At 40.9% G+C, this 26,797-nt stretch carries 29 protein-coding genes; 16 read left to right on the top strand and 13 right to left on the bottom strand.

The genetic code is table 11. The features are described 5' to 3' along the window. Window positions 1-140 precede the first annotated feature (140 nt). From D7322_RS19325 to D7322_RS19335, 3 genes are all read left to right on the top strand, one after another. Window positions 141-581, top strand: coding sequence for an SRPBCC domain-containing protein (locus tag D7322_RS19325; RefSeq protein ID WP_121125880.1), 441 nt, complete (start codon window positions 141-143; stop codon window positions 579-581). A gap of 170 nt (window positions 582-751) precedes the next feature. Then, window positions 752-1,210 carry a MaoC family dehydratase gene (locus D7322_RS19330; protein WP_104384189.1) on the top strand — a complete coding sequence of 153 codons (459 nt, stop codon included), beginning with the start codon at window positions 752-754 and terminating at the stop codon, window positions 1,208-1,210. Between the two features lie 48 nt (window positions 1,211-1,258). After that, window positions 1,259-1,729 carry a GNAT family N-acetyltransferase gene (locus D7322_RS19335; RefSeq protein WP_121125881.1) on the top strand — a complete coding sequence of 157 codons (471 nt, stop codon included), beginning with the start codon at window positions 1,259-1,261 and terminating at the stop codon, window positions 1,727-1,729. A gap of 38 nt (window positions 1,730-1,767) precedes the next feature. On the opposite strand, the gene D7322_RS19340 is transcribed toward D7322_RS19335, so the two are convergent. Then, a complete protein-coding gene (locus D7322_RS19340) occupies window positions 1,768-2,742 on the bottom strand; it encodes a YeiH family protein (RefSeq protein WP_183078770.1) in 975 nt (324 codons plus the stop codon). 280 nt (window positions 2,743-3,022) lie between these two features. On the opposite strand from D7322_RS19340, the gene D7322_RS19345 reads away from it, so the two are divergent. Then, complete coding sequence (locus D7322_RS19345; protein ID WP_121125882.1) at window positions 3,023-3,382, top strand: bleomycin resistance protein; 360 nt, start codon at window positions 3,023-3,025, stop codon at window positions 3,380-3,382. Window positions 3,383-3,644: 262 nt separating this feature from the next. Here the strand turns inward: D7322_RS19345 and cysM are convergent, their stop codons facing one another. The 4 genes from cysM to D7322_RS19365 all read right to left on the bottom strand — a co-directional run bounded on the left by cysM (window position 3,645) and on the right by D7322_RS19365 (window position 6,789). Then, window positions 3,645-4,517: a cysteine synthase CysM gene (cysM, locus tag D7322_RS19350; protein ID WP_121125883.1), complete on the bottom strand. Its 873-nt coding sequence runs from the start codon at window positions 4,515-4,517 to the stop codon at window positions 3,645-3,647. A gap of 7 nt (window positions 4,518-4,524) precedes the next feature. Continuing rightward, complete coding sequence (locus tag D7322_RS19355) at window positions 4,525-5,334, bottom strand: serine O-acetyltransferase (RefSeq protein WP_121125884.1); 810 nt, start codon at window positions 5,332-5,334, stop codon at window positions 4,525-4,527. A 296-nt stretch (window positions 5,335-5,630) separates the two neighbouring features. Beyond that, the gene (locus tag D7322_RS19360) at window positions 5,631-6,014 is read right to left on the bottom strand and encodes a DUF3037 domain-containing protein (RefSeq protein ID WP_121125885.1); all 384 of its coding nucleotides are present in this window, start codon (window positions 6,012-6,014) and stop codon (window positions 5,631-5,633) included. Beyond that, window positions 5,992-6,789, bottom strand: coding sequence for a HipA family kinase (locus D7322_RS19365; protein ID WP_121125886.1), 798 nt, complete (start codon window positions 6,787-6,789; stop codon window positions 5,992-5,994). The genes D7322_RS19360 and D7322_RS19365 overlap by 23 nt, the downstream gene beginning before the upstream one ends. Before the next feature lie 286 nt (window positions 6,790-7,075). Here D7322_RS19365 and D7322_RS19370 point away from each other — a divergent pair, with 286 nt between their 5' ends. Genes D7322_RS19370 through D7322_RS19385 form a run of 4 tightly spaced genes read left to right on the top strand, consistent with a single transcriptional unit; the run spans window position 7,076 to window position 10,285 of the window. Further along, window positions 7,076-7,618 (top strand): DUF1599 domain-containing protein, encoded by a 543-nt coding sequence (locus tag D7322_RS19370; protein ID WP_077438693.1) that lies wholly within the window; start codon window positions 7,076-7,078, stop codon window positions 7,616-7,618. 4 nt (window positions 7,619-7,622) lie between these two features. Beyond that, window positions 7,623-8,807, top strand: coding sequence for a BT_3928 family protein (locus D7322_RS19375; RefSeq protein ID WP_317125735.1), 1,185 nt, complete (start codon window positions 7,623-7,625; stop codon window positions 8,805-8,807). Between the two features lie 6 nt (window positions 8,808-8,813). Next, window positions 8,814-9,329: a shikimate kinase gene (locus D7322_RS19380; protein ID WP_121125887.1), complete on the top strand. Its 516-nt coding sequence runs from the start codon at window positions 8,814-8,816 to the stop codon at window positions 9,327-9,329. A 17-nt stretch (window positions 9,330-9,346) separates the two neighbouring features. Further along, window positions 9,347-10,285, top strand: a complete 939-nt coding sequence (locus tag D7322_RS19385) for a glycerophosphodiester phosphodiesterase family protein (RefSeq protein WP_121125888.1) — start codon at window positions 9,347-9,349, stop codon at window positions 10,283-10,285. A 578-nt stretch (window positions 10,286-10,863) separates the two neighbouring features. On the opposite strand, the gene D7322_RS19390 is transcribed toward D7322_RS19385, so the two are convergent. Next, window positions 10,864-11,064 (bottom strand): hypothetical protein, encoded by a 201-nt coding sequence (locus D7322_RS19390; protein WP_121125889.1) that lies wholly within the window; start codon window positions 11,062-11,064, stop codon window positions 10,864-10,866. Window positions 11,065-11,392: 328 nt separating this feature from the next. Here D7322_RS19390 and D7322_RS19395 point away from each other — a divergent pair, with 328 nt between their 5' ends. Continuing rightward, window positions 11,393-11,917, top strand: a complete 525-nt coding sequence (locus D7322_RS19395; protein WP_121125890.1) for a hypothetical protein — start codon at window positions 11,393-11,395, stop codon at window positions 11,915-11,917. A gap of 510 nt (window positions 11,918-12,427) precedes the next feature. Here D7322_RS19395 and D7322_RS19400 read toward each other — a convergent pair. After that, the gene (locus tag D7322_RS19400) at window positions 12,428-14,725 is read right to left on the bottom strand and encodes a TonB-dependent receptor (RefSeq protein WP_121125891.1); all 2,298 of its coding nucleotides are present in this window, start codon (window positions 14,723-14,725) and stop codon (window positions 12,428-12,430) included. A 117-nt stretch (window positions 14,726-14,842) separates the two neighbouring features. On the opposite strand from D7322_RS19400, the gene D7322_RS19405 reads away from it, so the two are divergent. The 3 genes from D7322_RS19405 to feoB all read left to right on the top strand — a co-directional run bounded on the left by D7322_RS19405 (window position 14,843) and on the right by feoB (window position 18,127). Then, on the top strand, window positions 14,843-15,502 hold the full coding sequence (locus tag D7322_RS19405; protein WP_121125892.1) for a metal-dependent transcriptional regulator: 660 nt from the start codon (window positions 14,843-14,845) through the stop codon (window positions 15,500-15,502). 195 nt (window positions 15,503-15,697) lie between these two features. After that, window positions 15,698-15,946 (top strand): FeoA family protein, encoded by a 249-nt coding sequence (locus tag D7322_RS19410; RefSeq protein WP_121125893.1) that lies wholly within the window; start codon window positions 15,698-15,700, stop codon window positions 15,944-15,946. 6 nt (window positions 15,947-15,952) lie between these two features. Then, entirely contained in the window at window positions 15,953-18,127 is a 2,175-nt protein-coding gene (feoB, locus tag D7322_RS19415) for a ferrous iron transport protein B (RefSeq protein ID WP_121125922.1), read from the top strand. Window positions 18,128-18,218: 91 nt separating this feature from the next. On the opposite strand, the gene D7322_RS19420 is transcribed toward feoB, so the two are convergent. From D7322_RS19420 to fbaA, 6 genes are all read right to left on the bottom strand, one after another. Beyond that, window positions 18,219-18,809, bottom strand: coding sequence for a 2,3-bisphosphoglycerate-dependent phosphoglycerate mutase (locus D7322_RS19420; RefSeq protein WP_121125894.1), 591 nt, complete (start codon window positions 18,807-18,809; stop codon window positions 18,219-18,221). 211 nt (window positions 18,810-19,020) lie between these two features. After that, window positions 19,021-19,470: a tetratricopeptide repeat protein gene (locus D7322_RS19425; RefSeq protein WP_121125895.1), complete on the bottom strand. Its 450-nt coding sequence runs from the start codon at window positions 19,468-19,470 to the stop codon at window positions 19,021-19,023. Next, window positions 19,460-19,636 carry a hypothetical protein gene (locus D7322_RS28505; RefSeq protein ID WP_183078771.1) on the bottom strand — a complete coding sequence of 59 codons (177 nt, stop codon included), beginning with the start codon at window positions 19,634-19,636 and terminating at the stop codon, window positions 19,460-19,462. Before D7322_RS28505 ends, D7322_RS19425 begins: the two co-directional genes overlap by 11 nt. 238 nt (window positions 19,637-19,874) lie before the next feature. Continuing rightward, window positions 19,875-20,543, bottom strand: coding sequence for a sterol desaturase family protein (locus D7322_RS19430; protein WP_245971386.1), 669 nt, complete (start codon window positions 20,541-20,543; stop codon window positions 19,875-19,877). Window positions 20,544-20,776: 233 nt separating this feature from the next. Then, complete coding sequence (locus D7322_RS19435) at window positions 20,777-21,451, bottom strand: head GIN domain-containing protein (protein WP_183078772.1); 675 nt, start codon at window positions 21,449-21,451, stop codon at window positions 20,777-20,779. Window positions 21,452-21,669: 218 nt separating this feature from the next. Continuing rightward, on the bottom strand, window positions 21,670-22,749 hold the full coding sequence (gene fbaA / locus D7322_RS19440) for a class II fructose-bisphosphate aldolase (RefSeq protein ID WP_104384168.1): 1,080 nt from the start codon (window positions 22,747-22,749) through the stop codon (window positions 21,670-21,672). Between the two features lie 243 nt (window positions 22,750-22,992). Between fbaA and D7322_RS19445 the strand changes: the two genes are divergently transcribed. The 4 genes from D7322_RS19445 to D7322_RS19460 all read left to right on the top strand — a co-directional run bounded on the left by D7322_RS19445 (window position 22,993) and on the right by D7322_RS19460 (window position 26,791). Beyond that, entirely contained in the window at window positions 22,993-23,376 is a 384-nt protein-coding gene (locus D7322_RS19445) for an ArsC family reductase (protein ID WP_317125736.1), read from the top strand. Between the two features lie 93 nt (window positions 23,377-23,469). Next, window positions 23,470-25,416: a M1 family metallopeptidase gene (locus D7322_RS19450; protein ID WP_220700123.1), complete on the top strand. Its 1,947-nt coding sequence runs from the start codon at window positions 23,470-23,472 to the stop codon at window positions 25,414-25,416. Window positions 25,417-25,573: 157 nt separating this feature from the next. Continuing rightward, window positions 25,574-26,260 carry a hypothetical protein gene (locus D7322_RS19455; RefSeq protein ID WP_121125899.1) on the top strand — a complete coding sequence of 229 codons (687 nt, stop codon included), beginning with the start codon at window positions 25,574-25,576 and terminating at the stop codon, window positions 26,258-26,260. Window positions 26,261-26,377: 117 nt separating this feature from the next. Then, complete coding sequence (locus D7322_RS19460; protein WP_121125900.1) at window positions 26,378-26,791, top strand: RrF2 family transcriptional regulator; 414 nt, start codon at window positions 26,378-26,380, stop codon at window positions 26,789-26,791. Window positions 26,792-26,797 lie beyond the last annotated feature (6 nt).

The raw sequence follows: 26,797 nt of genomic DNA on the forward strand, positions 1-26,797 counted from the left end.
CGAAGCAACGGTTCAACAGCATCTATACATTTTTTTCGGAGAATATTCAGTATTACCTCGTGGAGGACATAACAAAAGATAAATTTTCCTGTTATTAGTAAGGAAACTGTAATTACTTTAGAAAAAATTATTAACGTAATATGGAGCAGATAAAAATACAGACACATATTGCTGCGCGGGTGGAAACCATCTGGAATGCCTACACCTCTGCGGAGGACATCATGGAATGGAACCGGGCATCTGAAGACTGGCATTGCACGGACGCAATTAACGATTTACGCGTCGGGGGAAAATTTAAAAATCGCATGGAAGCAAAGGACGGTTCGGTCGGCTTCGATTTTACAGGAACCTATACTGCACTTGAGCCCTTTAAAAAAATCGCCTATGTGATGCCCGATGGCCGTCAGGTAACAATCAATTTTAATACAAAAAAATCTGCTACGGATATCGAGGTTATTTTTGATGCCGAGTCTGAAAATCCTATCGAGGTGCAACGCCACGGTTGGCAAGCCATCCTCGACAATTTTAAAGCTTATGTGGAAAAAACATACGGCAACACATCCTATGGACAGACGCATTAAATACATCGGTTATTGGCCTTTGCTGCGGCAACGATCATCCCAACGAATAGACATATAATAACGGACATACTTGGATTGCTAACGACAATGGTTATCTTTAGCCAAAATTTGATGTCCCAGTATATACCCTACGGATCAAATTCCAACGAAAAGCGATAAAGACATAACATATGACAATAATTAACAATTATGAAGAGTACAAAGCCTTTGAAGGAAAGTCATTAGGCGAATCTCAATGGCACACAATCGACCAAAAACAGATTAACCAGTTTGCAGATGCAACATTAGACCACCAATGGATTCACCTCGACAGCGAAAGAGCGAAAACAGAGAGTCCGTTTAAATCAACCATTGCACATGGTTATCTGACATTATCACTTATTCCTTATTTGTGGAAGCAGATTGCCGAAGTACGGAATGTCAAAATGGAAATCAATTATGGTATCGAAAATCTGCGTTTTGCGCAGCCTGTGCTGGTCGATAATGAAGTACAATTACATACACACGTTAAATCTGTTGCCAACCTCAGGGGAGTTGTCAAAGTAACCATTGAGGCAACCTTAAAAATTAAAGATAGTGCCAAACCGGCCTATGTGGGGGATGTCATCTTTTTATACCACTTCAATTAAGTCAATCAGAACAACATCCATTTTAATGGATTTAGACAGACTATTTGTATGTTAGCTGATTTAGAAATAAAACAGATCACAAATCATAAGGACTATCCTTATGATTTGTTGCTTTTGGCAGATGAGACAGTCGCTGCTATCAATAAGTATCTTTTTGATTCCGCTGTCTTTGTTGTCGAGGAACAGCAGCAGCCCATTGCTGTATTTTGTTTGTACCACATCGATAGTGAAACCCTGGAAATCAAAAATATCGCCGTCACCCCCGCGTACCAGAACAGCGGGCTTGGCAGTAAAATATTACGTCATATCCAACAAACTTATTCTGCGCAATATACAAATCTGATTGTTGGAACGGCAGATTGCGGTCTGGACCAGATCAGATTCTACGAACGCAATGGTTTTGTTAAATATGGTATCCGTCCGAATTTTTTTATTGAAAATTACGAACAGCCCATCTATGAAAACGGTCAATTGTTAAAAGATATGGTTTTACTGAAATACCAGTCCCAACATTCCTAAAGTCGGTTTTCTGTTGCTATTCGACGCGCACTATATTTCTACAGACAGAAATAAATATAAAGCAACACGGGGACGGCGAGGCTCAGCCACAATATCAGCCCCTGCAAGATCGCCTTACAACCTACAGACAGCAACACATCTCTCGACAGGCTGGCTCCAATCAGAAAGAGCGTCAAGGTGAGTCCGGCTTTAGCGATCTCAACAACATAAGTTCCCATACTCCTGAAAAATGGAATATAGCTATTCAGGATAATAGCCAATATAAATAATCCGATAAAATATGGAATCTTGATACGCGTCCCCTTATTTTTAAAGGCAAGGGCGCTCAACAACGAAATCGGAATTATCCATAATGCCCGTGTTAATTTAACGGTTGTCGCCACCTGTAGCGCCTCGGAACCATACTTACTTGCCGCACCAACCACCGAACTCGTATCCTGTATCGCAACGGCACACCAGAGTCCAAATTGTGTCTGGGAGAGATCCAGGAAACCACCGATGACCGGGAATACAAATAGGGCAACAGCATTTAAGACAAAGATGGTTCCCAACGCTACACTGATCTGCTTTTCATTCGCCTCCATTGTGGGTGAAACTGCAGCGATGGCACTCCCGCCGCAAATAGCTGTTCCTACAGTGATGAGATAAGCGGTCATTTTTTCTAGCTTTAACAATTCAGCCAATACATAGCCCAGCAACAATGTTCCGATAATAGAAATAACTGTTAGCAAAAAACCGTCTTTGCCCGTCTGAACAGCATTATCAATATGCATACCAAAGCCTAAGCCGACAACGGAGAGCTGTAACAGCATCTGCGTGGCTCTATGATTAACAGCCAAAAAGGGATGTCCGATCCATTGGGCAACAATAATACCTAGCAGCAGCGCCAAAGGAGCCGATATGATCGGTGTCAGACATAGGATAAGTAAGAGAGTAAAGATGATTTCCCGGATGGAGATCTTTTTATTGAGCATATGCTTGTATCGCATCGTAAAGTTTATCTTTTTGTACATGATAACTGTGTTTGATCTTGCACAAAATTGAATAACTTTTACTCATGAATAAAACTACAAAAACTAATGAGTCATAACTAAAAATTATACAGAGTTAAATATGGAAGAATCAGCATTTAATATCATTAGATGAGAGCCGGATTAATTGCGTTAATGGATAATTATCCAGAGACGTATTGCACTATGTTTGCTCAACCGGAAAAATAATAGGTATAAGCTAACATAAAGAATAAAAATAACCCTTATATTTCAGTAGGCTTCAAAAAAATTAAATAAAACAATGAGACTAACTGCGACACACCCCAAACTACCGATGCGCGACAAAGCTGTCACAAGTGATTTTTACTTAGGCCAGCTAGGGTTCATGCCTTGCGGCACCGAAGATTATGAAGGGTATCTGATGATCAAAAAAGATCAGATCGAGATTCATTTTTTTGAATTCAGGGAGCTGTCTCCCGAAGAAAATTATGGCATGATCTATATCCGCACCGATGATATTGATGCACTCTATCAATCTTTTCTAGCACGCAACATTGCTATCCATCCGAATGGCAAACTGGAGACAAAACCTTGGGGTCAGCGTGAATTTTCCATATTGGATCCGGATAACAATTTGCTAACGTTCGGACAGGAGGATTAGCGCTAAACATTCGACCCAAAGATCATCAACCTGATGCTAAGGTAGTTACTATATCGGACACAAGCAGACTGAACAGATGGCACTTTATTGAAGCTATGCTGTCCAATGGAAAACGACACGACATACAAAGAGGAAATATCCGTTCAGACGATTAGATACGACAAGAAAAAATAAAAAAAATGCCTGTCATCATCACGCGAAAACGGAGTATAACGATGACAGGCGCTATAATTTATATACGAGTTTACTGTCTCAGAATGGACTAACCGAATAAGTCTGAGCTCAGGTAACGGTCTCCTCGATCACATGCAATAAAAACAATGACACCTTCCTCAATTTCATCGGCAATTTTCAGGGCGCCGGCAAATGCTCCGCCTGTACTCATACCTGCAAAAACCCCTTCCCGTTTCACCAGTTCACGCGCCAGTTCGGTTGCTTCCTGTTGTGAAATATCAATGACACGATCCACGCGGCTCGGATCAAATATTTTCGGTAGATAAGCTTCTGGCCAACGTCTGATTCCGGGAATAGACGACTCAGGGGTAGGCTGACAACCGACAATTTGTATTGCCGGATTTTTTTCCTTGAGGTAAATGGAATTTCCCATAATCGTTCCTGTTGTACCCATTGCACTCACGAAATGGGTGATTTTCCCATCTGTGTCACGCCAGATTTCAGGTCCAGTCGTTTTGATATGCGCTTTGTAATTATCAGGATTGGCAAATTGATTTAAAATAAAATAACCTTCATTTGCTGCTTTTGCTTCGGCGTAATCGCGGCATATCTCCATTGATTCCAGAAGAGTAACCTTGGCACCGAAAGCTTCCATGGTCAGCGTACGCTCACGGGTAGAAGACGCAGGCATGACCAATTCAAGACTCAAACCATATATCCCGGCAATCATGGCCAGGGCAATCCCCGTATTTCCACTGGTTGCCTCAATAAGTTTACTTTCTTTCGAAATCTCACCACGCTCCATGGCCGAACGGATCATATTTAAGGCTGCACGGTCCTTGACAGAGCCAGCAGGGTTATTCCCTTCCATCTTTGCAAAGATCCGTACTTTTGGATTTGTATGAAATTGGGTGATCTCCACCAATGGTGTATTTCCGATGGTATCTATAATATTTCCCATAATGTATCTATATGATTGGTTTTGAATCAATGAATTTTGTGGTCGCCTGATGATACACAGTCGTATACGGTTCCACTGAACTTGTCAGCCAAACATTACCTCCGATGACCGAATGGTGGCCGATACGTGTTTCACCCCCCAAAATAGTTGCTCCCGAGTAAATAATGACGTGGTCTTCGATTGTTGGATGACGTTTGACATTTGACAACACCTTATCCACACTCAAAGCGCCCAGCGTTACCCCCTGATAGAGTTTAACGTAGTTTCCGATTGTACAGGTTTCCCCAATCACCAATCCGGTCCCATGATCTATGTGGAGATGATGACCGATGGTCGCTCCCGGATGAATATCAATTCCTGTCTTGGAATGCGCATGCTCAGTCAATATCCGTGGGATCAGGGGGACCCCCAGACGATGTAACTCATTTGCCATCCGGAAAATACAGATTGCAAAAAAACCGGGGTAGGTACGTACGACCTCGCGCTTGTTCTGTGCCGCAGGATCCCCATCCATCAATGCATCAGCATCCTGGCACATGAGTTCATACAAAGCCGGAATGCGTTCAAAAAACTGATGAGCTACTTGCGCATGATTGCAATGACCACAGGCTTTTGATTTGCTCAGGAGCTGCTCCAGCTCCAGCTCAAATTGTCCAAAAGCAAGCTTTACATCGTCCACCGATTTCATCTCGCCCGAATTTCGCTCCGGAAAAAGCACATCCAGAATTTTGGTAGCCCAGCCGCAGATCTTCTTATTGGAAGGCATTTCTAAAACAGCTAATTGCTGCTCGTAGATATGTTGATAAAAATCATGCATCTTCAAAAGTAAATATTAAAACAATCTTAGCTCAAGTTTCTATTGTATAGAATTCTAATGGAGAAACATACAAATTTAATGTCTCTCTTTGATCTGCAAGAGCTTTATTCTTAAACAAAGATACTATACAATATTGATAGATTAAGCCCTATTACCACTTAACTATGTGATTAAATCCTTTTTATTTTTATTTGAGTTTTAGGATAGCTAAAGATTTCCTCCTCATTGCTGTCTCATTGACGTCATTTCTTCTTCGCATCAACGCAAGTTGCAATTTAGAAACCTGCTTATGCTTCTTAAAGCACTAAGCGGTCAAACAGGTTTTGCAATGTTGCTTCGGGATCTTCACATAGTCCGGGATGCGAGGCCGAGCATTGGATGAGCGTACTCCGTTTGGCAGTAAGCCAACGAAAACGCTCGGTGATATCCAGGGCAGCCAACTTTCCGGCATCTTTATCTCCATTGCATATCCGTTGAAAGGAAGACAAGTGGTTTTCAATAAGTTCCAGTTCAATTTTTGGACAGAGTGCCCTTACCTTCTGCTCATCTATGGCGTAAACCATCCTGGCAAAACGATATTTACGGCAATAGAGCGCAATACCGACATTGATAAATTCCTCACGCTCTACACGCGGTACCAATCGTACCACAGCATATTCATATAAGGTTTTTTCTGGCATCTTCTATCTGTTTTACAAAAATTGACGAATTCGCCACACGTTGCTTCAAGAAGGAAACATACACTTCTCTGGCATCTGCCGCAGTCAGTTCGCGTTCAGAATCCACTAACCATTCGTCCGGTACGACAGCCAATATCTTACGAAAAACATCGTCCGTAAAAATAGAACTGAATTCAGCATCTATTTTTCCGACAACGCTCGCATTTTTTAACAACACATGGTCTTTAATCTGTACAAATGGTTTGACCGATTGCTCTTCCCAATTGTCCCAACTGTGGTGAAAATATAAGGATGCCCCATGGTCGATCAGCCATAATTCTTTATGCCAGATCAGCATATTGGTGTTCCGTACCGTACGGTCCACATTCATCAGTAAAGCATCAAGCCACACAATTTTTGAAGCCTCTTCTGCGCCGATCACGTCAACATTGGCATCAAAAGTAATCGCCCCACTCAAAAAATGAAGCCCGAGATTTTTCCCCACACTAAATTTGAGCAGGTCTTGTATTTCCTCATCCGGTTCCGAGCGCCCAAAAGATTCATCAAGATATGCAAAGACAATTTCGGGAACTCTTAATCTTAAAAGCCTTGCCAGCTCTCCACCGATGAGTTCAGCAATGAGTGCCTTACGGCCCTGCCCTGCTCCTCTGAATTTAATGACATAACTAAAGCCATCGTCTGCATCGACCAGCGCAGGCAAAGATCCACCTTCCCGAAATGGCTGAACATATCGGATAATCTCTACCTCGCGAATGATAGGTTGTTGAAAATTCATGAATTTCTTTTTTCTTTCTGTTCAAAGTTGACCGCCAACGCCGGACATGATATCAAACAAAGATAAAGTTACCTTTATTTATAAGTTTGTTCGTCATACCCGTAACAAATTTATTGTTATCCCACAACGGTCGAACCTTTTATTCGTGGAAATATCTTAAATATTTATTTATATTTTAGCAAAACAGCGCAAATTGTACATTCATTTGACCATTAGAAGTACTATTTTCTAATTATATTTGTCCTATAATCTCGACTTGTCTCATCAAGTTCTTTTCAAAAACGATATGGATACTATTCAGGAATATAACAGTGTGATCAAGCACTGCCAAGATTTATTTATAAAAAAAACAAAAGATTATGGTACGGCATGGCGGATTATGCGCCTTTCCTCCATTACCGACCAGATTTATATTAAGGCACAACGTATACGTACCCTCGAAGTCAAAAAAGTATCTAAAGTTGGTGAAGGTGTCGTGGATGAATATATCGGTATCATTAATTATTGCATCATGGCCATGATCCAGATTGATCTTGGTGAAGATGGAGAGGAAAACCTCGACCCTGCCTTTGTCAATCAAAAATACACGGAAAAGGTAACCGAAACAAGGGACCTCATGCTAGCCAAAAATCATGATTACGGTGAGGCCTGGCGTGATATGCGCGTTTCTTCGATGACAGATCTGATCTTAATGAAAATCCACCGCGTCAAACAGATCGAAGACAATGACGGGCAGACCATCGTTTCAGAAGGCATTCATGCCAATTACCAGGATATGCTCAACTACGCAGTTTTTGCGTTAATTAAGTTAGGACTCGCACAACAATAATCGGATGATGACAGCACAACAGACAACAAAAACAAATTACCTTTTAGGTTTTTGCCGCATTTTCACTGGACTTCTTTTTATTTTCTCCGGATTTATCAAGGCCAATGATCCTACCGGCTTCGGCTATAAATTGCAGGAATATTTCGAAGTGTTCCACCTGACTGCCTTCAATGAATATGCTACGGCCATGGCCGTGGTGATCTGTGGCTTTGAAATCCTATTAGGTGCGCTCCTGTTGTTTGGGGTCTACGCCAATCTGGTGGCTTGGGGCCTACTGTTGTTGATCCTATTTTTCACCTTTCTGACATTCTATTCCGCATTTTTCGAAGTCGTTACTTCCTGCGGTTGTTTTGGTGATGCCATACCACTGACCCCTTGGCAATCTTTTTCTAAAGATCTGGTGTTATTGGCTTTGATCCTGATCATCTTTTTTAATCGCAAACAGATCCGGTCTATTATCAAAGGTTCCGGCAATCAATTTGTTGTCACATTGATTACAGCTGTTGTTTCCTTGGGTATAGGAGTATATACGGTCAATTATCTCCCTTTTATTGATTTCTTGCCTTATAAGATCGGCAACAATCTACCTTCTCTGATGGTCCTTCCTGAAGGAAAACAGGCCGATGTCTTTGAACAGCTCTATACCATGAAAAACAAGAAGACCGGCGAGACTAAGAAAGTGAATGACAAAGTGTATATGGCAGATAAACTCTGGGAGGATGAGTCTTGGGAGATCATTGGCGAACCAGAAAGCAAACTCGTCAAAAAAGGATATGACATTCCTATTCCAGACCTTTTGATTACTGATGCGGACGGTGCTGATCATACACAGGAGATCATCGCCAACCCTTATTATAACATTATCATCGTCGCCAAGGATCTTTCATCGACCAATATAGATGCCATCCAGAAAATCAATCAGACGGTGACACAGATGACCAAAGATTACAATGGTCTTCGCGTTGTCCTGCTGACCGCCTCGGCTTCCAAAGATGCACAATACCTGAGTGACAAGATGCAATTGATTGCAGAAATCTATTATGCGGATTTAATTCCATTGAAAAGTATGGTCCGGGCCAATCCCGGTGTGATCCTGTTAAAAGGGGGGAATGTAATGGGCAAATGGCATTACAATAATTTCCCGGATGCAAAGACGATTGAAGACAATTTTTTAAGTAAGGACAAATAATACAATATGCCTAAACCTATATTTTTGATTGGCTATATGGGCAGTGGAAAAACCACACTGGGAAAAAAGCTGGCCAGCAAATTAGATTTACCTTTTATCGATACCGACGAGGAGATTGTGAAACAGATCGGCATGAGCATTACCGACTATTTCGGCCAGCATGGTGAAGAACAATTCCGAAAGCTGGAACGCGAGCAGTTGCGTAAATTTGCGGGCAGCTACGCGGTCATCTCCACGGGGGGCGGTGCCCCTTGTTTTTTTGACAATATGGATTGGATCGAAGCCAATGGTTATGCGGTCTATCTGCAAATGACTCCAAAAGCCTTATTTGACCGCCTGTCGCAGTCAAAATTACATAAAAGACCTATTCTGATCGGTAAATCACCGGAAGAACTACGGGCTTTTATTGAAGAGAAATTAACGGAACGCGAGCCTTACTATACTCGGGCTCATCTGACAATAGATCAGCTCAATACCACAGTAGAAACGTTAGTTGCCCTAATCAATCAGCATAATTTATAGTCGCATAATAGTTAAAAATGAGAATACGCCTGTACTGCTTCCTTTTATTCCTGACCTGTATAGCTGTTTGCAGCTGTTTTCGCCATAGTGGTGATACAGAAGGCTTACCTGTGGGCAAGCGCATCCAGCTGACCACAGTAGAGGATCTTTATCAGTTTCTGACCTATGATGACAACCGCTATCCATTGGTCAGTCTACACCGTGGCGGGCCTACTTCTGGCTATCCGGAAAATGCTTTGGAAACCTTTGCATATAATGCCAGTCTGCAGCCTGTTATTGTAGAGTGCGATGTTAGATTAAGCAAAGATTCGGCACTGGTACTCATGCATGACAATACCCTAAACCGCACGACAACAGGCCGGGGATCTGTTAGTGAACGTACTTTGGCGGAGCTCAAAAAACTGCGTCTGGTAGACAACGACAAGAAAATAACACCCTACAAAATCCCAACACTCGATGAAGCCCTGGCCTGGGGAAAAGGCAAGGTTATTTTCACACTGGATATTAAAAACGAGGTACCTTACGAATCCGTAATCAATGTCATTCGTAAACAGCGTGCCGAATCCAGTGTTGTTATCATTACTTATAGTGCCGGTCAGGCCGGAAAAGTACACAATCTTGCCGGGGATCTGATGATATCTGCTTCAGTGAAGAGCCTAGCGGATATCGCCCGTCTCAACGAAAAAGATGTACCGGACAATAAGTTACTGGCCTTCGTCGGTACACGGGAAGCTGATCCGCAGCTAACCAAAGTATTGCATGATCATGGGATCATGTGTATCTTGGGCACGCAGGGTAATCTCGACAGACAAGCTGCAAAGAAAGGATTTCAGCTGTATGCCAGCTTTATAGAACGTGGCGCAGATATACTGAGTACTGATCGTCCGATCGAGGCAGGTAGAGCGTTAAGTTTTTATATCAAGAAAAGGGGTATAAGTTCTAAATTTGTGCAGTAAATTATTGCTCATGTCAAACTGAACTATTCTTAATAAAAAAAAACAGCTCTCGACCCCAAAAAGAGAGCTACGGTTTTCAGAAAATTTATTCCGTTGTGCCGAGCCAGCTAACTAAGTTTCCTATTGAAAACTATAAAATTAATATATTAGACTTTGTTCATAATGATTCATCCGGAACCATAATCTTCCTATACTACTGCCCTAAATTCTCAGCAAAGAATAGTATAACTTTTTCCAGTACCTGTCTTTCGGGTTCAGATCGTTCATACAAGTCATAACATGGGTCACCTTTGACAATGAACAACTATTTTTTGGGAGGCCTCAATCCCAAAAACTTAATATAATTTAAAAAAATATTAAGCGCATACTACCTGTATCTTCTAAATATATACAACACGAAAAATCAGTTTACCAAACATCAAATCAGTTTACCAAACATCGCGATTAGATACATTTAGGCTATCTCGGATATAAAAAACCACGGGACGCAATTCCCTGATTTCTATGGGTAGTTCCTCTGCGTCAAAATCTATCGGAACTATCTTTTCCGATGCTATTTTCATTTGCTCCATATTTCCTTACAGTTTTTTAAGCTCTTCTTCAGGCCAAGTGACCAATTCTTTTAACAAGTAAGTCTTTGGCTCAGCTTCGTCATCAAATTGTTCCAAAAACTCCGGCAGGTCGCCTTCAACTTTTAAAAGCTTTCCTTCCTGCAGCACGTCATAGCCCTCCGCAAGCCATTGCTCTATTTTTTTCCTATTGACTTGAATATGTTCCATCTTAAAATATCTAAGTTTATACTTCCATTACGCTTTTTTAAATAAGTTAAACCGCCATGTATATACAAGATAAACAATGCTCCGGCAGATATCGTTTCGGCAATCTGAATTTGAATCCGCAAGCATTCGACTACAATATAAACAAGAAGCTAAAAAACTATCCTCAAGGATTAAAAGTAGAATAAAATAAAAAATAACACCCTTAAAATAAAATAGTTAATAAATAACGATATTTCGACCCATCGAAACACGAATAATTGGCAGAGTATTTGTATAAACAGCGAAAGTTCTCGATTCGAAAACTTAACGCTAACATTTTTTTAATATCATGAAAAAAGTACTTCTACCTTTTCTGACACTTTTTACACTTGTATTTGCCATTAACCAACAGGCAAACGCGCAAACTCCTTACCGTACAGCTCTTGGCCTTGGCATTGACGTCGGTGATGGCCCAACATTATACGGCCCACAGATCAAACACAATTTTGGTGGCAATGATGCCGGAAATGCACAGGTATTATTTGGCGACAACATCACGGTTGTCGGTGTAGATTATTCTTACAACCAACGTATCTCTGGAACACGCGGTTTATCGTGGTATGTCGGTGTGGGGCCACAAGTATCTTTTGTTGACTATGGCAAATGGCATGGCTACTGGGACGATGACTACCATTGGAAAGATGGTGATACCGAAACTTTTTTTGCTATCCGTCCAGCATTGGGTCTGGAGTTCAGAATTCCTTCAGCACCATTAGCAATGCATTTTGACTGGAAACCATGGTGGAACTTATCACATGGTTCTAACTTTGAACCATCCCGTTTCTCATTGGGTTTCAAATTCGTATTGAAATAAAAACAATATATCCAGAAACAAAAAATCCTGCTGGCGCTATGTCCATGCAGGATTTTTTGTTTTACAATTCTCGCGTCTCAATACTACACTCTTCCCATAGTATTTTGTCCTTTTTGTATTCTTTTAAATACCAGAGCTTCCCGTGCTAGCCCCATGCGTCCTTGATCTTCAACCCTCTAATTGGCTATTTGGCTATATCGAGCTCCTTATAAACAGTTTAATCTTACAGAACTATTCGGTGAAAGCCCCGCAAGTGCTTTACTATGCTCCTCCGTTTGTAATAATAGCACAACAAGACACAGCTTTTATACCCCTTATTTTTTCAGATAGTCAGTAGCCAATTGTATATATACTGGAGTTGCTTCTTTTGCATCTGGTTATTCGTAAAATCGCTCCACTGAGGTGACACGAAATTGATTTAAAAATATTTCTTTAAGCGTGACAAGATTATAATATTTTGCACAGATCCAGTCTAATACGCTGATCAATTTACTTAAAGGCTCTTTATCTTTAAACCAACAAAGAACGTTCGTGGCATATTAGGACCATAAATGTAATTGCTATCCCGATTTTACCGGTATCGAAATCATGTTGATAAGCGTTAAAAACATTCTTTACACCCCCATAAATTTCGATCATGTTGTTAAATTTTGACAGACTAAAAGTATGCGACACTTTACTATTTAACTCTGAGAATGCTTTTGTATGAACCATTTCATCCTCTGGAAAATTGTCCGCACCACCAGCATGAGCGATCTTCATTTTACCCGTGTACACATAGTTCAGATTGATTGTCCAGCGTTTATCCGGTGTGATATTGAGGTTTGCAAAACCATATTCATCTGGTGTTCTCAGGAATGATCTTGTCGCTTCTATACCCTCCAGGTAAGATACAGGATTTTCATATTTGCTCTGTTGCAAGGTAAAACCTGTTTCCAGTTGCATCTTTTTATTATAATTGGCACGTAATTCAAGTGTAGTTCCTGCTACCTTCGCGTTATTCCCATTATGTTTTTCAAACACCTTACCAAAGTCGTCCGTACCGATTTCTTCAAGTACAAAGGCATTTTTCAGCTGTGTATAGAATCCCTCCAATGTAAAACCCGCAATCCATTTCTCCGTGGCTTTATCATAGTTTACCGAACCGCTAAAACTCTTTGATCGCTCCTCCCGAAGATCTGGAGCTAATTGAACACATGAAACACCACCTCCCGCAAAGGCAATATGAAGGTCTGTATCAAATGCCTGTGGCGCCCGAAAACCCGTTCCATAGCTAAGACGGAACTGCGTATTGGCCGCATGCTTATATAACAGCGCTATACGTGGACTGACGATCACTTTGTCCAATAGGTTATGCTTGTCCACCCGAAGCCCGGATAGCAAGTTAAACTTGTCCGCAAAGTCCCAGTCACTCTGAAAAAAGCTCCCCCAATCTTTCGTGTGCTGATCGACCAAATAGTTATAACTCGGGATTTCATCGTAAACTTTATCGGACACATATTCCGATCCGACGGTCAATACATTCCGATGGTTCAAAAAATTGCTAACCTCGTGGTTCAATTGAAAACCGCCCTGCAATGTGGTTGTCTTTGAATCGCCATAAGGCGGGTTTTTGAGATGATTTTCGATCTCTTCCGGACTATCCGGAAATATCCCGGTATAATGCTTTCTATTGGTATTTTGAAAAGCTGTATAGAAGATCAATGCCGATTTATCCTGATTAAAATTGATCTGGTAATCCGTGCTCCCCATCCATATTTTATGGGTACGTTCCTCGGACTGAAGTGTAAGATAGGCCGGTTTTTTCGTCATCTCACCCCCAAATCTATATTCATTCAGATTGCTCAGGGAAACCTGCAATTTTTGATTGTCCGAGAACTGATAGAATGAGTTGATACCGAAGGAGGTATTTTCAATTTTAGGTATTTCCGAAAAATTATCGCCATTTGCATCGTAAAAGCCGCGATCCCGTTTATTGAAGAAAAAGGATGTTCCAGCATTCCCCTTTTCATTGACCAAGGTAGCATTTCCGCCAAGGTTAAAATCGCTTGTCTTGCCATCAATGCTTTGGTAAAAAGAATTGACTTCATAACCACTCTGCTTCGGTAATTTGGTGATCACATTGACTGTGCCCCCTATGGCACTTGAACCATATAACGAAGATCCGCCACCGCGAACCACCTCAATCTTTTCGATCATATTGACAGGCAATTGCTCCATACCATAGAGTCCCATCAGAGGACTGAAAATAGGCCGTCCATTGATCAGTATCTGCGAATATCCTCCCTGGAGTCCATTCATCCGCAATTGGGTGTAGTTACAGGTCTGACAATCAGTTTCCACCCGCAAGCCCGGCTGAAACTTCAGCCCTTCAGAAAGATTACATACTTGCAGATTGTCCAGGGTTTTACTCTCCAATATATTGACAATTACCGGACTCTCCGTTTTTCGTTTGAATGTTTTAGTGCCCGTGACCACAATTTCATCCAAAAAGAAAATGGAACGGCCTAAACGGATGTTCCTGGCCACAGTACCCCTATCGATCCGAATCGAATCACGATGGACATTAAAACCGATATGTTTGACTTCCACTCCCCAGGTACCATAGGGAATCTTTTCCAATGTAAATCGTCCAAGATTGTTAGACTTCGTACCCATCTTTAGTGCAGGAATCACCACGGATACCGATTTCAACGGGAGTCCATTGCTATCATAAATTTTACCTACTACCCCACCTGTCTGCCCAAAGGAAATAAATCCGATCAGCATGAATACTGTTGTCAAGAGAACTCTGAATCCCGTCATCATTGTTTTGTTTTGATTAATTATAAATTTAGATACACAAATCTAGTAAGTTAGATTAAACTAACAAAATATTTTCTAACATGACTATTAGACACAACTAATATTTGGTAAATTTGTACTATGATATCACAGACTGAAGAGAACTACTTAAAAGCATTATACAATCTGACCTACCTAAAAGGCGAGGCTAGCGTCAATGAGATCAGTAAACGACTGGAAATCAAAATGCCAACGGTAAATAGTATGATGAAAAAGCTATCTGAAAAAGGTTTGGTCCATTACGAAAGCTATAAACCCCTCAAGCTTACAGAAGAAGGAAAAAAAGAAGCTGCGCTTATTATTCGCAAACATCGACTTACCGAAATGTATCTCGTTGAAAAGATGGGCTTTGCATGGGATGAAGTTCACCAGATCGCGGAACAGATCGAGCACATCCATTCTCCTGAATTTTTCACCAAGATGGATCAATTATTGGGCTACCCGACAGTAGACCCCCATGGCTCGCCGATTCCTGACCATAATGGTGTAATGCGTTCGGAGAACTATGTCTTCCTTGATACCTGTGAAATCGGAAATGTGGTCACATTAATGGCTGTACAGCCTTCCTCCAAAGAATTGTTACAATACCTAAACTCTAAAAACCTAGAATTGGGTACAACATTAACGATTCACTCCATCGAACCATTTGACCGCAGTATCACAGTTAGTTATGACAAGCGGTCCGCAGAAGTACTCAGCAGCAAAGTTACCGCAACCTTACTTGTACGCCCTATTTCTTAAAAATATAGCTAACTACTATTTTAATCGACATCATCCTAATTGCTGGAGCCAGCTTCTATGGCTCCGCTGTCATCTATGGCAAAAAAAACAAACCAGTATAAACCTACAAAACAATCCTCGTTAAGATTTATTGCACAAAATTTTGTTAGTTTAATCTAATTTTATAATTTAGCTAAACTAAAAATAAAATAAGCAATGATAAACAATCAGGTAATAGCATTGGGGTTATTAAAAAAGGGGGAGCTTGCAAGCATTGTGGGGATAGCGACAGACTGTCGCCAGGAAATCCGACAGCGCTTGCTTGACCTAGGTTTTGTCAGGGGCGCGGAAATAAGCATCCAGAATATAAGTCCCCTAGGTGATCCGATCGCCTATAATATACACGGCACCGTGATTTCACTTCGTAAAGAGGATTCGTTACAGGTATTGATTACCCATAAATAGATGACGATGAAAAAACATACAGCATGTGAAACCTGCCAGCTGAATCCCACTTCAGATCTAAAACAATGGGGAACAGATTTGGGAAATTCCACCTACACTATTGCTTTAGCCGGAAATCCCAACACGGGTAAAAGTTCCATTTTTAACGCGCTAACTGGATTAAAACAGCATACTGGAAACTGGCCGGGTAAAACTGTTACGCGAGCTGAAGGAAGTTATTCACATAGAGGCGATAAATTTAAAATCATTGATCTCCCCGGCACCTACTCCTTACTTTCAACATCCGAAGATGAAGAGGTCGCCCGAGATTTTATCCTATTTGGCCAACCCGATGTCACCGTCATTGTCGTCGATGCCAGCAGGCTGCAACGCAATTTCAGTCTGGTTCTACAAATTCTCGAAATTAGCAACAAAGCGGTCTTATGCCTCAACTTGATGGACGAGGCGCGGCGTCATCGGATAGAGATTGATGCACGAACCCTATCAAAGGATCTCGGCATCCCTGTTATTGCCACCAGCGCCCGTACTAAAGAAGGACTTTCAGACCTCCTGGCGGCTATCCATCAAGTGGCTGACGGTAGTTTCCTCCCCGCAAAAATGACCTCTTTTCAGTTGACAAAGCAAACAGGCACTGCTGTTGCAACAATAGCCAACCATCTCGACACGCTGGACAGCAAGTTAACCAACACGAATTGGCTGGCCATGCGCCTGATCGAAGATGATAAAAGCATTATTGATGCCTTACAAAAAGGACAACTATCCAATTCCATTGACAGTGAAAACTTAGCCCCCATATTGCATTACGCCACAGCATATCGGTTTAAACTAGGAGATAATTATCGAAATGAGCTGGTTGAAGCGATCTATGCAAAAGCGAGCAAACTGGTAAAAGACCATGTTTCAACAGATTCGGACAGCTATTCATTTCGAGTGGACCGCAGTATCGATCATATCGTCACCCACCGTATCTGGGGATTTCCGATTATGTTTATGCTGCTCGGATTGATCCTTTGGCTTACCATCACGGGGGCAAATTATCCTTCACAAATGCTATCAACTTTATTGCTCGATTATGTTTATCCGTTTTTAAAGGAGGCGTCAACAGACATGGATATTCCTGTTTGGCTAGGTGGGTTTCTGATTGACGGGATCTATTTGGCTACTGCCTGGGTCATATCGGTCATGCTACCACCGATGGCGATCTTCTTTCCATTATTTACATTATTGGAAGATTTTGGTTACCTCCCTAGAGTTGCATTCAATCTAGATCGGATATTCAAAAAAGCCGGCGCTCATGGTAAACAGGCACTAACCATGAGTATGGGCTTTGGCTGCAATGCCGCAGGTGTTGTTGCAACAAGGATTATCAACAGTCCACGTGAAAAGTTGATTGCAATCGTCACCAATAACTTCTCGCTTTGCAATGGAAGATGGCCCACACAGATTTTGATCGCCAGTCTTTTTTTAGGTATTTTGGTTCCTGCCAAATGGTCTAGTTCCGTCGCTATGTTTGCTGTAATTTTCATTGCGATACTTGGTATTGCATTTACATTTTTAACCTCCTGGCTATTGTCAAAAACATTACTCAAAGGAGAATCCTCATTCTTTACGCTAGAGCTTCCCCCTTATCGTCCACCGAGGTTCTTTCAGACATTATATACCTCATTCATCGACCGCACATTGATCGTCTTGTGGCGGGCTATCATCTTTGCTGCACCCGCTGGTGCAATTATTTGGTTGATCTGCAATATTCATATCGCTGATCAAAATATAGCGCTCTGGCTCATTCATGGCCTCAACCCGATGGGTCTATTTATAGGTCTAAATGGTGTTATCTTATTGGCTTATATCGTTGCCATTCCAGCGAATGAAATTGTTATCCCAACCATACTCATGTTAACTGCGCTCACGGTAGGGAGTACCGGAGCTGGTACGGGTGTATTGTTTGAAGGCTCAGCAAACGAGGTGTCGACCCTATTACACGCGGGTGGGTGGACAACATTGACCGCCATTAATTTGATGCTGTTCAGTCTCCTACACAATCCCTGCAGCACAACAATATACACCATTTATAAGGAAACGGGAAGTCGCAAATGGACCGCAGTAGCGACATTGTTACCCGTATTTTATGGCCTGATCGTATGTTTCCTGGTAACAAAAGTTTGGTACTTTTTTGCCTAATCTGTTGACCTATGATGCCTGCCCATATACCGTGCTAATTGTTTGCAAACAGTTAAGTCTATTCGAACTAAACCTTAGCGACAAAATCCGGCTATCGTATGATTTTATTGTGATCCCATTGATATGTAATGGGATCTCCGGTCGCAATTTCTCGCTCAAGGATCTGTGCCGGGGTGAGATGTTCCAGATACATAATGAGCGCTCTTAAACTGTTACCATGTGCGACAATAAGAACATTGTTACCTGCGTCCAACTCTGGCTGTATGAAATTCTCAAAATAAGATATCACCCGATCGTAGGTATCTTTTAAGCTTTCACCGCCCGGGGGAGCGACATCAAAAGATCTTCGCCAGATATGTACTTGCTCCACCCCATATTTTTCAGCGGTTTCATCCTTATTTAGTCCTTCTAAGTTTCCGTAGCTCCGCTCATTCAGTGCAGCATCAACGATAATCGGAATATTGGGCTTTGCGATCTCGTTGAGAATGATCTCCAAAGTATGTTGTGCCCGGATCAGTGTAGAAGTAAATGCGATATCAATTGATTCTTTTGCCAATGCTTTTCCTGCCTTTTTTGCTTCCAGTTGTCCTAAAGCTGTAATATCAATATTTTGCCAACCTGTGAAACGGTTCTCCAGGTTCCATTGTGATTGCCCGTGACGGACTAAAAATAATTTTGCCATTACTCCTATTATTTATTGTTTTAGCGGATAGCTACCCAAAGTGGACCTACATCCAGCACACCACATCGATGAGATTTATTGAGGGAGTACTATATGGATCTTCACTTACCAGATCTTATCTATTGTAGCTATTCATAGATAAAATAATGCTTTGTGGTGTTTTGTTTTAAAGAGATAGCTAATCCACCCGGTATAGCATAAATTTTATTTATTATTCGCGTTCAAATAATTGTTCTTTGAATAAATCAAAAAAAAGCGCTCTCTTAGGCTTCTCCATATTTGTTTTTTCTGCAAATTGCTGATAGGCTGATGTCGCTCTTTTCAGTTCGGATTGAATCTCATTTTGATCGAGTTGAGCGTGAACAACAAGATGTAACAAATAATATAACACACGCTTAAGCATACGATCAGCCTGCTCGAAATCGCCTAAAGCAATATAAGTATTTGCGAGATTATTGCATGAGATAATATAGACCTGTATAACAGGAACTTCCAAATAAATACAGTCAGTAAGATGGTTATTTAATAGCTCCACACTGGCCAATGCACACTGATAACTCAATAAGGCCTCCTCAAATTTATCTGCATTATAAAGCAAATTGCTTGAAAGTGTTAACGTTTGCCAATACCGCTCTATAGCACGTAGATCGCTATTGGCCATAGCTTTTTGTTTTCTGTTTTAAGATTTTTATCGCTCGTTTCAATTGACCAATCTGCTGCATTTCTTTCGTTGCCAATTGAATATCAGCCTTCATCAGGTTGGTATCACGAACATGACGCTCTAATCTTCTTCTATTTTCCTCCAATAAGATGATCACATATTCCATTATTGTTTTTTTTCGTTATTTTATAAACAAAAATAATAAGTTAGCCAAATCTAACAAAATTATTAACAATAAATAACATTAAAAAAAACAACTTAGAGGAAGGATTAAACACGATAAAAAAAGCAACCTCTTTTAGTTGGCATTTTAAAATTCAAATTCGCCTACTAATATAAATATTGCCCACAAAAAAAGCCTCTGGAATTACTCCAAAGGCTTTTTTATAATCAATAGAAAAGCGTTATGCTTTTTCTTCTTTTAATTTCGACGATTCTTTTTTTGGTTCCTTTTCCTCAAAACCTGAGCGCAAGATTTCATCCCATAAGGACGAACTCACACCGAATCCTTTTTCTGGATCGGAATAATGGTGCAGCATGTGATGTTGCTTAATACGCTTGAAGATTCCGCTCTTAAAATTTGCGTGATGCATGGCGTAGTGACATTCATCATAGATCAGATATCCCACCATAAATCCCGAGAAAAAGCAAGCTAGGATAAATTCATTCGAAAAGAATAATGTAAATCCAAAATACACCAAAGCCGCTAAAGGAATACTGGCTGAAAGAGGCATAACCAAACGCATCCGATCCCTAGGGTAGTCGTGGTGTACACCGTGAAAGATAAAAGCGATCCGTTTCCCCCATTCCGATGTCGGGTGGAAATGAAATACCCAACGATGTAATGCATATTCAAATGCTGTCCAGAATGCCAGACCAAAAACAAAATAACCAATATATGTCAATAGATCAACATCACCCCAGACCAGAGCTTTATATGAAAAGAAAACAACTACGGGTACATAGAAAATCAAAGGTACGCTCCAGTGCACTTTCGTCAACGACTCTAAAAAGTCATTTTTGAACATGCGTGTAGATTCCGTAGAATTTGAAACATAATTACGCTTTGCCATAATACTATTTTTATTATTCCCTCACAAAAATAAGTATTTTAAGCACAAATGAAGAAGGGTCTAGGCTAGAAAAACAAAATATCTGACCTTTTCAACAAAAAAGTTAAACACCTGCTAACATCCTTTACAGCTTAAAACCTTTTATTTGATCTATTAGCTCTAATTTTCTTAAATTTTCAACGCTTTAAGCGCAAACCCACAAGAGTCAAAATTGACAAAATCAAGACAGTTTACTATTTAAAGTTGACTGTTCCGCCGGCCATTTTCTTTTCAATGCGTTGTTCAGGCTTGCCATAGACATCTATCGTACCGCCGCCACGTGTCTTTGTCTCGATGGAATCCACTGCATTGACTTCTGCCTTCCCTCCCCCGTTTACCGTAACTGTTGTTGTTGTTGTCTTAAAATCCTTCCCCTCATATTTGCCGCCAAAATTGGAGATAATCTCCTGTTTGTCCGCTTTACCATAAAGTGCTATTGTTGCACCGGAGGTCACTTTCACTTCAGCACTTTTTGCTTCCGCGTGCAAATCGACCAGACCACCTTCGGAAGCGTAGACTTTGAGATGATCAGCCAACACGGTATTGTTTGACGTAGCAAATACCTTTGCTCCTTTTTTTGCTTCTACATTTTTCAAACTTTTGTAGTAAACTTTCACAGAGATATTGCCCCCCTGCAGCATATTTAGCGTGTTCATTTTTAAAGCTAAAGCACCATTTGTATTGACCACCTTCACATTCTCGTAGTTCTGCCCTTCGAATGTCACCAGAGACTCATTGGCCTTGATCAATTCTACCTGTATTTTATCTGTCGCGACTACCGAACTAAAATCCCCCACATTTTGTTTAGCCTGTCCAAATCCCACCTGGGTCATTAATAAAAGAAACGCACTGATTCCTAAAATTTTCATAGTTATATTATCCGTTTTTTGATTACTTGATATGCCCTTTCCCGCTGTATTTTCACTTATTTTGTGTACAGGGATTATATGCGCATATTGACTTATTCCGTATTTTCGGTTGTCAAAAAACACGCCAATCATCATCCTCACGTTGCTTTTTAACCTATTTTGACAAAAAAAAGGTGTCCTAATTTTTAGGACACCCCGCTATTCATATTTTGTTTTGCTTATAACTTACTGTTTACATCTACCGCATTCAGATCAGCAAATGCTTCTTTCAAGCGAGCAACAAATGCTTCTTCACCCTTACGTAACCATACACGTGGGTCGTAATATTTTTTGTTTGGAGAATCAGTACCTTCAGGGTTTCCGATCTGTCCTTGCAAATAATCGTGATTTTTAGCTTCGTAAGCTCTAACACCATCCCAGAACGCCCATTGCATATCGGTATCGATATTCATTTTGATCGCTCCATAAGAAATAGCTTCTGCAATTTCTTCAGGTGAAGAACCAGATCCACCGTGGAACACAAAGTTAACTGGCTTTTCAGCAGTAAGCTTATATTTCTCGCGGATATACTCTTGTGAATTATGTAAGATGACCGGTTGTAATTTTACATTACCCGGTTTGTACACGCCATGTACGTTACCGAATGCTGCTGCAACGGTAAATTTGTCAGATACTTTAGACAATTCTTCGTAGGCATAAGCAACCTCCTCTGGTTGTGTGTATAATTTAGAGCTGTCCACATCCGAGTTGTCAACACCATCTTCTTCTCCACCTGTAACACCCAATTCGATCTCCACAGTCATACCCAGTGGTTTCATACGTGCTAAGTATTTTGCAGAAATTTCGATATTCTCTTCGATCGGTTCTTCAGATAAATCCAACATATGTGAAGAGAACAAAGGTTTACCATGTTGAGCGAAGAATTTCTCACCCGCATCCAATAAACCGTCGATCCAAGGTAAAAGTTTTTTAGCCGCGTGATCCGTGTGCAAAATTACGGCAACACCATAGTGTTCTGCCAATAAATGTACGTGCTGTGCTGCAGATACCGCACCCAATACACACGCTTGCAAGTTATCATTATTTAATGTTTTACCAGCATAGAATTGTGCACCACCGTTTGACAATTGAATAATTACAGGAGAGTTTACTGCTTTAGCAGTTTCCATTACCGCATTGATAGAATTTGTTCCGATAATGTTTACCGCAGGCAAAGCAAATTTATGTTTCTTTGCAACTTCAAACAACTCTTGTACTTGATCTCCCGTCAATACACCTTTAAAATCTTTTAGGCTCATATTACTGTTATTGATTTATTTTAATCTTTATTAACTCTTGAAGCTACTAAATTATTAAAAATAATTATTACTTCCTAATTTTTAGAGTGTACTAAATACACTATCATTTGTTTATTACTCTAATCACCCGAATCGCGATAGACCTACCCCGGTCTACCGCCGGGATTAAATCAGTTCATTCCATAGGGATATCGCTCCTTCTTTCAAAAAAATGCAGTGGATACTTCTATAATACATTAGGGATTGATTAAATTTGAGCTCACCAATATTGGAATCATTATGCTACAGGTATACGGTATCAAAAACTGTAACACAGTAAAGAAAGCCCTAACATGGTTAGAAGAAAATCAGATTGATTTTCAATTTCATGACTTTAAGAAAGAAGGCGTCAGTGATGAAAAACTTAAGGAATGGGAGAAAAAAGTGGACTGGCAGTCTTTGGTCAACAAAAAAGGGACAACCTGGAAGAAATTGACAGCCGAAGAGCAAGCGCAGGTTGTCGATTCCAGTAGCGCCAATAAAGTGCTCAAAGCCCACACAAGCATGATCAAACGCCCAGTGATTGAGTATGGTAAAGGCATCCTGCTCGGTTTCAGTGAAGACGACTATAAAATCAACTTAAAATAGTTGTTACAAGCTCCTTAAAAAGGAGCTTTTTTTTGCCTTATCTACTTTTCATTGTATATTGTGACCAATAAACGTAATTTAATTCGAACAGCTATGATGAAAAGACTTGCATTGGCTTCTTTCAGCCTTATTGCACTGAGCTATGCTTTTCCGTCCTTTTCCCAGGAAAAAACATCCAACTATAGTTATACTGAAGCCTTTGCGCCGTTGTTTTTCAAAAATAATGGCAATGATTATCGCTCCGCGGCCGGCAAACCCGGTCCCGGATATTGGCAAAATGCGGCGGACTACAAGATACAGGCTTCATTAAACGACCAAAATGATCAGGTAACCGGTGCAGTAGAGATTACCTACAGTAATAATAGTCCTGACAATATGGATTACCTCTGGCTACAATTGGACCAAAATATGTTTTCACAGCATGGACGTGGGCAGTTGATCTCTCCATTGACCAATAGCCGATATGGCGACGGAAATTCAAGATTTGACGGTGGGTATCAGATTCAGTCTGTCACCGACGTCAATGGAAAAGCCATAGAGCATATCATAGATGATACCCGCATGCAACTGCGACTTCCGACGGCACTGAAAAGTAAGGGTGGAAAAATTACTTTCAAAATCACCTATCAATATACAGTACCCCAATATGGTGCCGACCGTACAGGTATCCTGGATACTAAGAATGGAAAAATCTATGCCATCGCACAATGGTTTCCCAGACTTTGTGTATATGACGATATTAGAGGCTGGAACACCCTGCCTTACACAGGCCCCGGAGAATTCTACCGCGAGTTCGGAAATTATCAGGTCGAAATCACCGCGCCAGCCAGCCACATCGTTGTGCTGGGGGGTGAACTTTTAAATCCACAGGAAGTATTCACGGCGGACCAGTTCAAAAGATACCAGCTCGCCCTGCGCAGTGATGAAACCGTATTGATCCGCTCCGCCGAAGAAGTGACGGCAAAAAGTTCAAGACCGGCCAAAAAGACACTGACCTGGAAATATCAGCTCAATAATGCACAGGATATTGCTTGGGCCTCCTCCACCGCCTTTATATTGGATGGCGCAAAAATCAATCTCCCAAGCGGCAAAAAGGCACTTGCCCTATCAGCCTATCCAGTAGAAAGCAATAGCAACAATGCCTGGGAACGTTCGACAGAATATACCAAAGCCGCCATCGAAATTTATTCCAAAAATTGGTTTGAATACCCGTATCCTGTAGCCGTAAATGTTGCTTCCAATGTGGGGGGTATGGAATATCCTGCCTTGTCTTTCTGTGGCAATCAAGCTAAAGCAGCTTCCCTTTGGGGGGTCACTAATCATGAATTTGGCCATAACTGGTTTCCTATGATCGTCGCCTCCAACGAACGCGAGCATGGTTGGATGGATGAAGGGTTCAATACCTTTATCAATGAACTGGCAACTCAAGAATTCAACAATGGTGAGTATCATCGTCCACAGGCCAGTCGTTCGTATATTTTCACATCGCAAAATCTCGAGCCGATCATGAGTACACCACAAAATATGAAGGAACGTAATATTGGTGCCCTTGTGTATTACAAACCAGCTTATGGACTCAAATTATTGCGCAATGAGATCATTGGCAAAGAACGCTTCGATTACGCCTTCAAAAAATATATTCAGGAATGGGCTTATAAACATCCGACACCCGAGGACTTCTTTAAAGCGATCGAAAATGGAACCGGGGAAAGTCTTAACTGGTTCTGGCGCGGATGGTTTGTCAATAACTGGCAAATGGACCAAGCGATCAAGTCCGTTTCCTATGTCAACAATCAACCTATGTTAGGTGCATTGATCACAGTAGAGAACCTCGAAAAATTACCTATGCCCATTATCGTCGAAGCAACCACAGTTTCAGGTAAAAAAATAAGAAAAAAATTACCTGTGGAAGTCTGGGAAAGAAATAACGTTTGGCAGTTTAAAATCCCTACAGGCGAAGCCCTGCTTTCCGTACAGCTGGATCCTGACGATGTCATGCCCGACAAGAATCCGGATAATAATACATGGAAAGCAAATTAGAGCGTTAATTCAAAATCTATTCGTTATTTTTGGTAAAGAAATTCTACTTTATGAAACCATTATGAACACTTCAAAAAATTGCTCATAATGGTTTCATTGTGCCAGAGGAATAAAACGGAAGGTAACAAGCTCATTTATGTATATTTATTATATCCCCATGAAAGTCACACAAACGATTCTAAGCTGCTTATTTATTATATTGATCAGCGGGCAGCTATTTGCACAGGAAAAAACCAAAGGTATTATTATGGAGCTTGTCAGCGGAGAAAAAATTGAAGCTGCACAGATCCAGAATTTACGGAGCAAGGTAGAAGTTCAGACCAATAGGGATGGATCATTTGCGATTGATGCCAGTATCAATGATCTACTTTTGATTAAAGCAACCGGATACGAGCAGGATACTGTATTTATATATGACTCGAGCTTACGAAGAATTTATTTGAATAGAATAAATACTCCCATTGAATTGAATCAAGTTGTTGTTGAACGGATGACCGATAGTAGACTTGCAGCTGAAATCCAGCGCGAAAAAGTCGCCGGAAAATATTCGGATGCCAGCCAAAACCGCGGCGGGATCCGTATCTCTCCAAGCCGTATATTCAGCAAGGAAGGGAAACAGGCTCGCTCAAATTATAAACTTCTTGTCGCGGAACTCGAAAAAAGAACGGTTGACCGCAAGTTTACAGACAATCTCATTAAAGAAGTAACACCGCTTGACGGCTCCGAACTGGCTTTATTTAAAGAAAGATTCAGACCTTCTTATAAGTTTATCCAAAATAGCAGCCAGGAAACATTACGGGTCTACGTGATGGATAGTTACAAGAAATTTAACGAGAAAAAATAAAAAACAAGACTTTTTATCATGTGATTGTCAGAAGGTTTTAAACTGTAATATTTTTTATTTCAGTTTAAAACCTTTTCCATTACTTTTGTGTTATCAAAATCAGAAAATCAGCACGGGATGTTACACAACTTGAGATTTGCAACAGCTTTACATATTATGGTCTTAGCACAATTGGAGGAGTCCGGACAATGGCTTTCCTCTGAATATATTGCTTCAAGTATCCAGGTAAACGCTGTTGTTGTCCGAAAGGAAATTTCCTCCCTGAAAGCGGCCGCTTTATTAATCAGTAAAGAGGGCAAAGGTGGCGGCATTCGCATAAATAATGAAAAAGAGCGCATCACCCTTGCCGACATTTATCAAAGTACTAAACAAAATGAGCTATCGGGTAAATTCAACACCCCAAACCCAGCTTGTATTGTCGGTAAAAACATCAATGCCAAATTGCAGGAGCTTTATCAGGAAGTCGACACTGATATTGCATTGCGTCTGGAAAAAATGACGCTTGCTGATTTTAGTAAAACATTTAATTAAAAACAC

The sequence above is a fragment of the Sphingobacterium puteale genome (assembly GCF_003627955.1).
Classification (GTDB): domain Bacteria; phylum Bacteroidota; class Bacteroidia; order Sphingobacteriales; family Sphingobacteriaceae; genus Sphingobacterium; species Sphingobacterium puteale.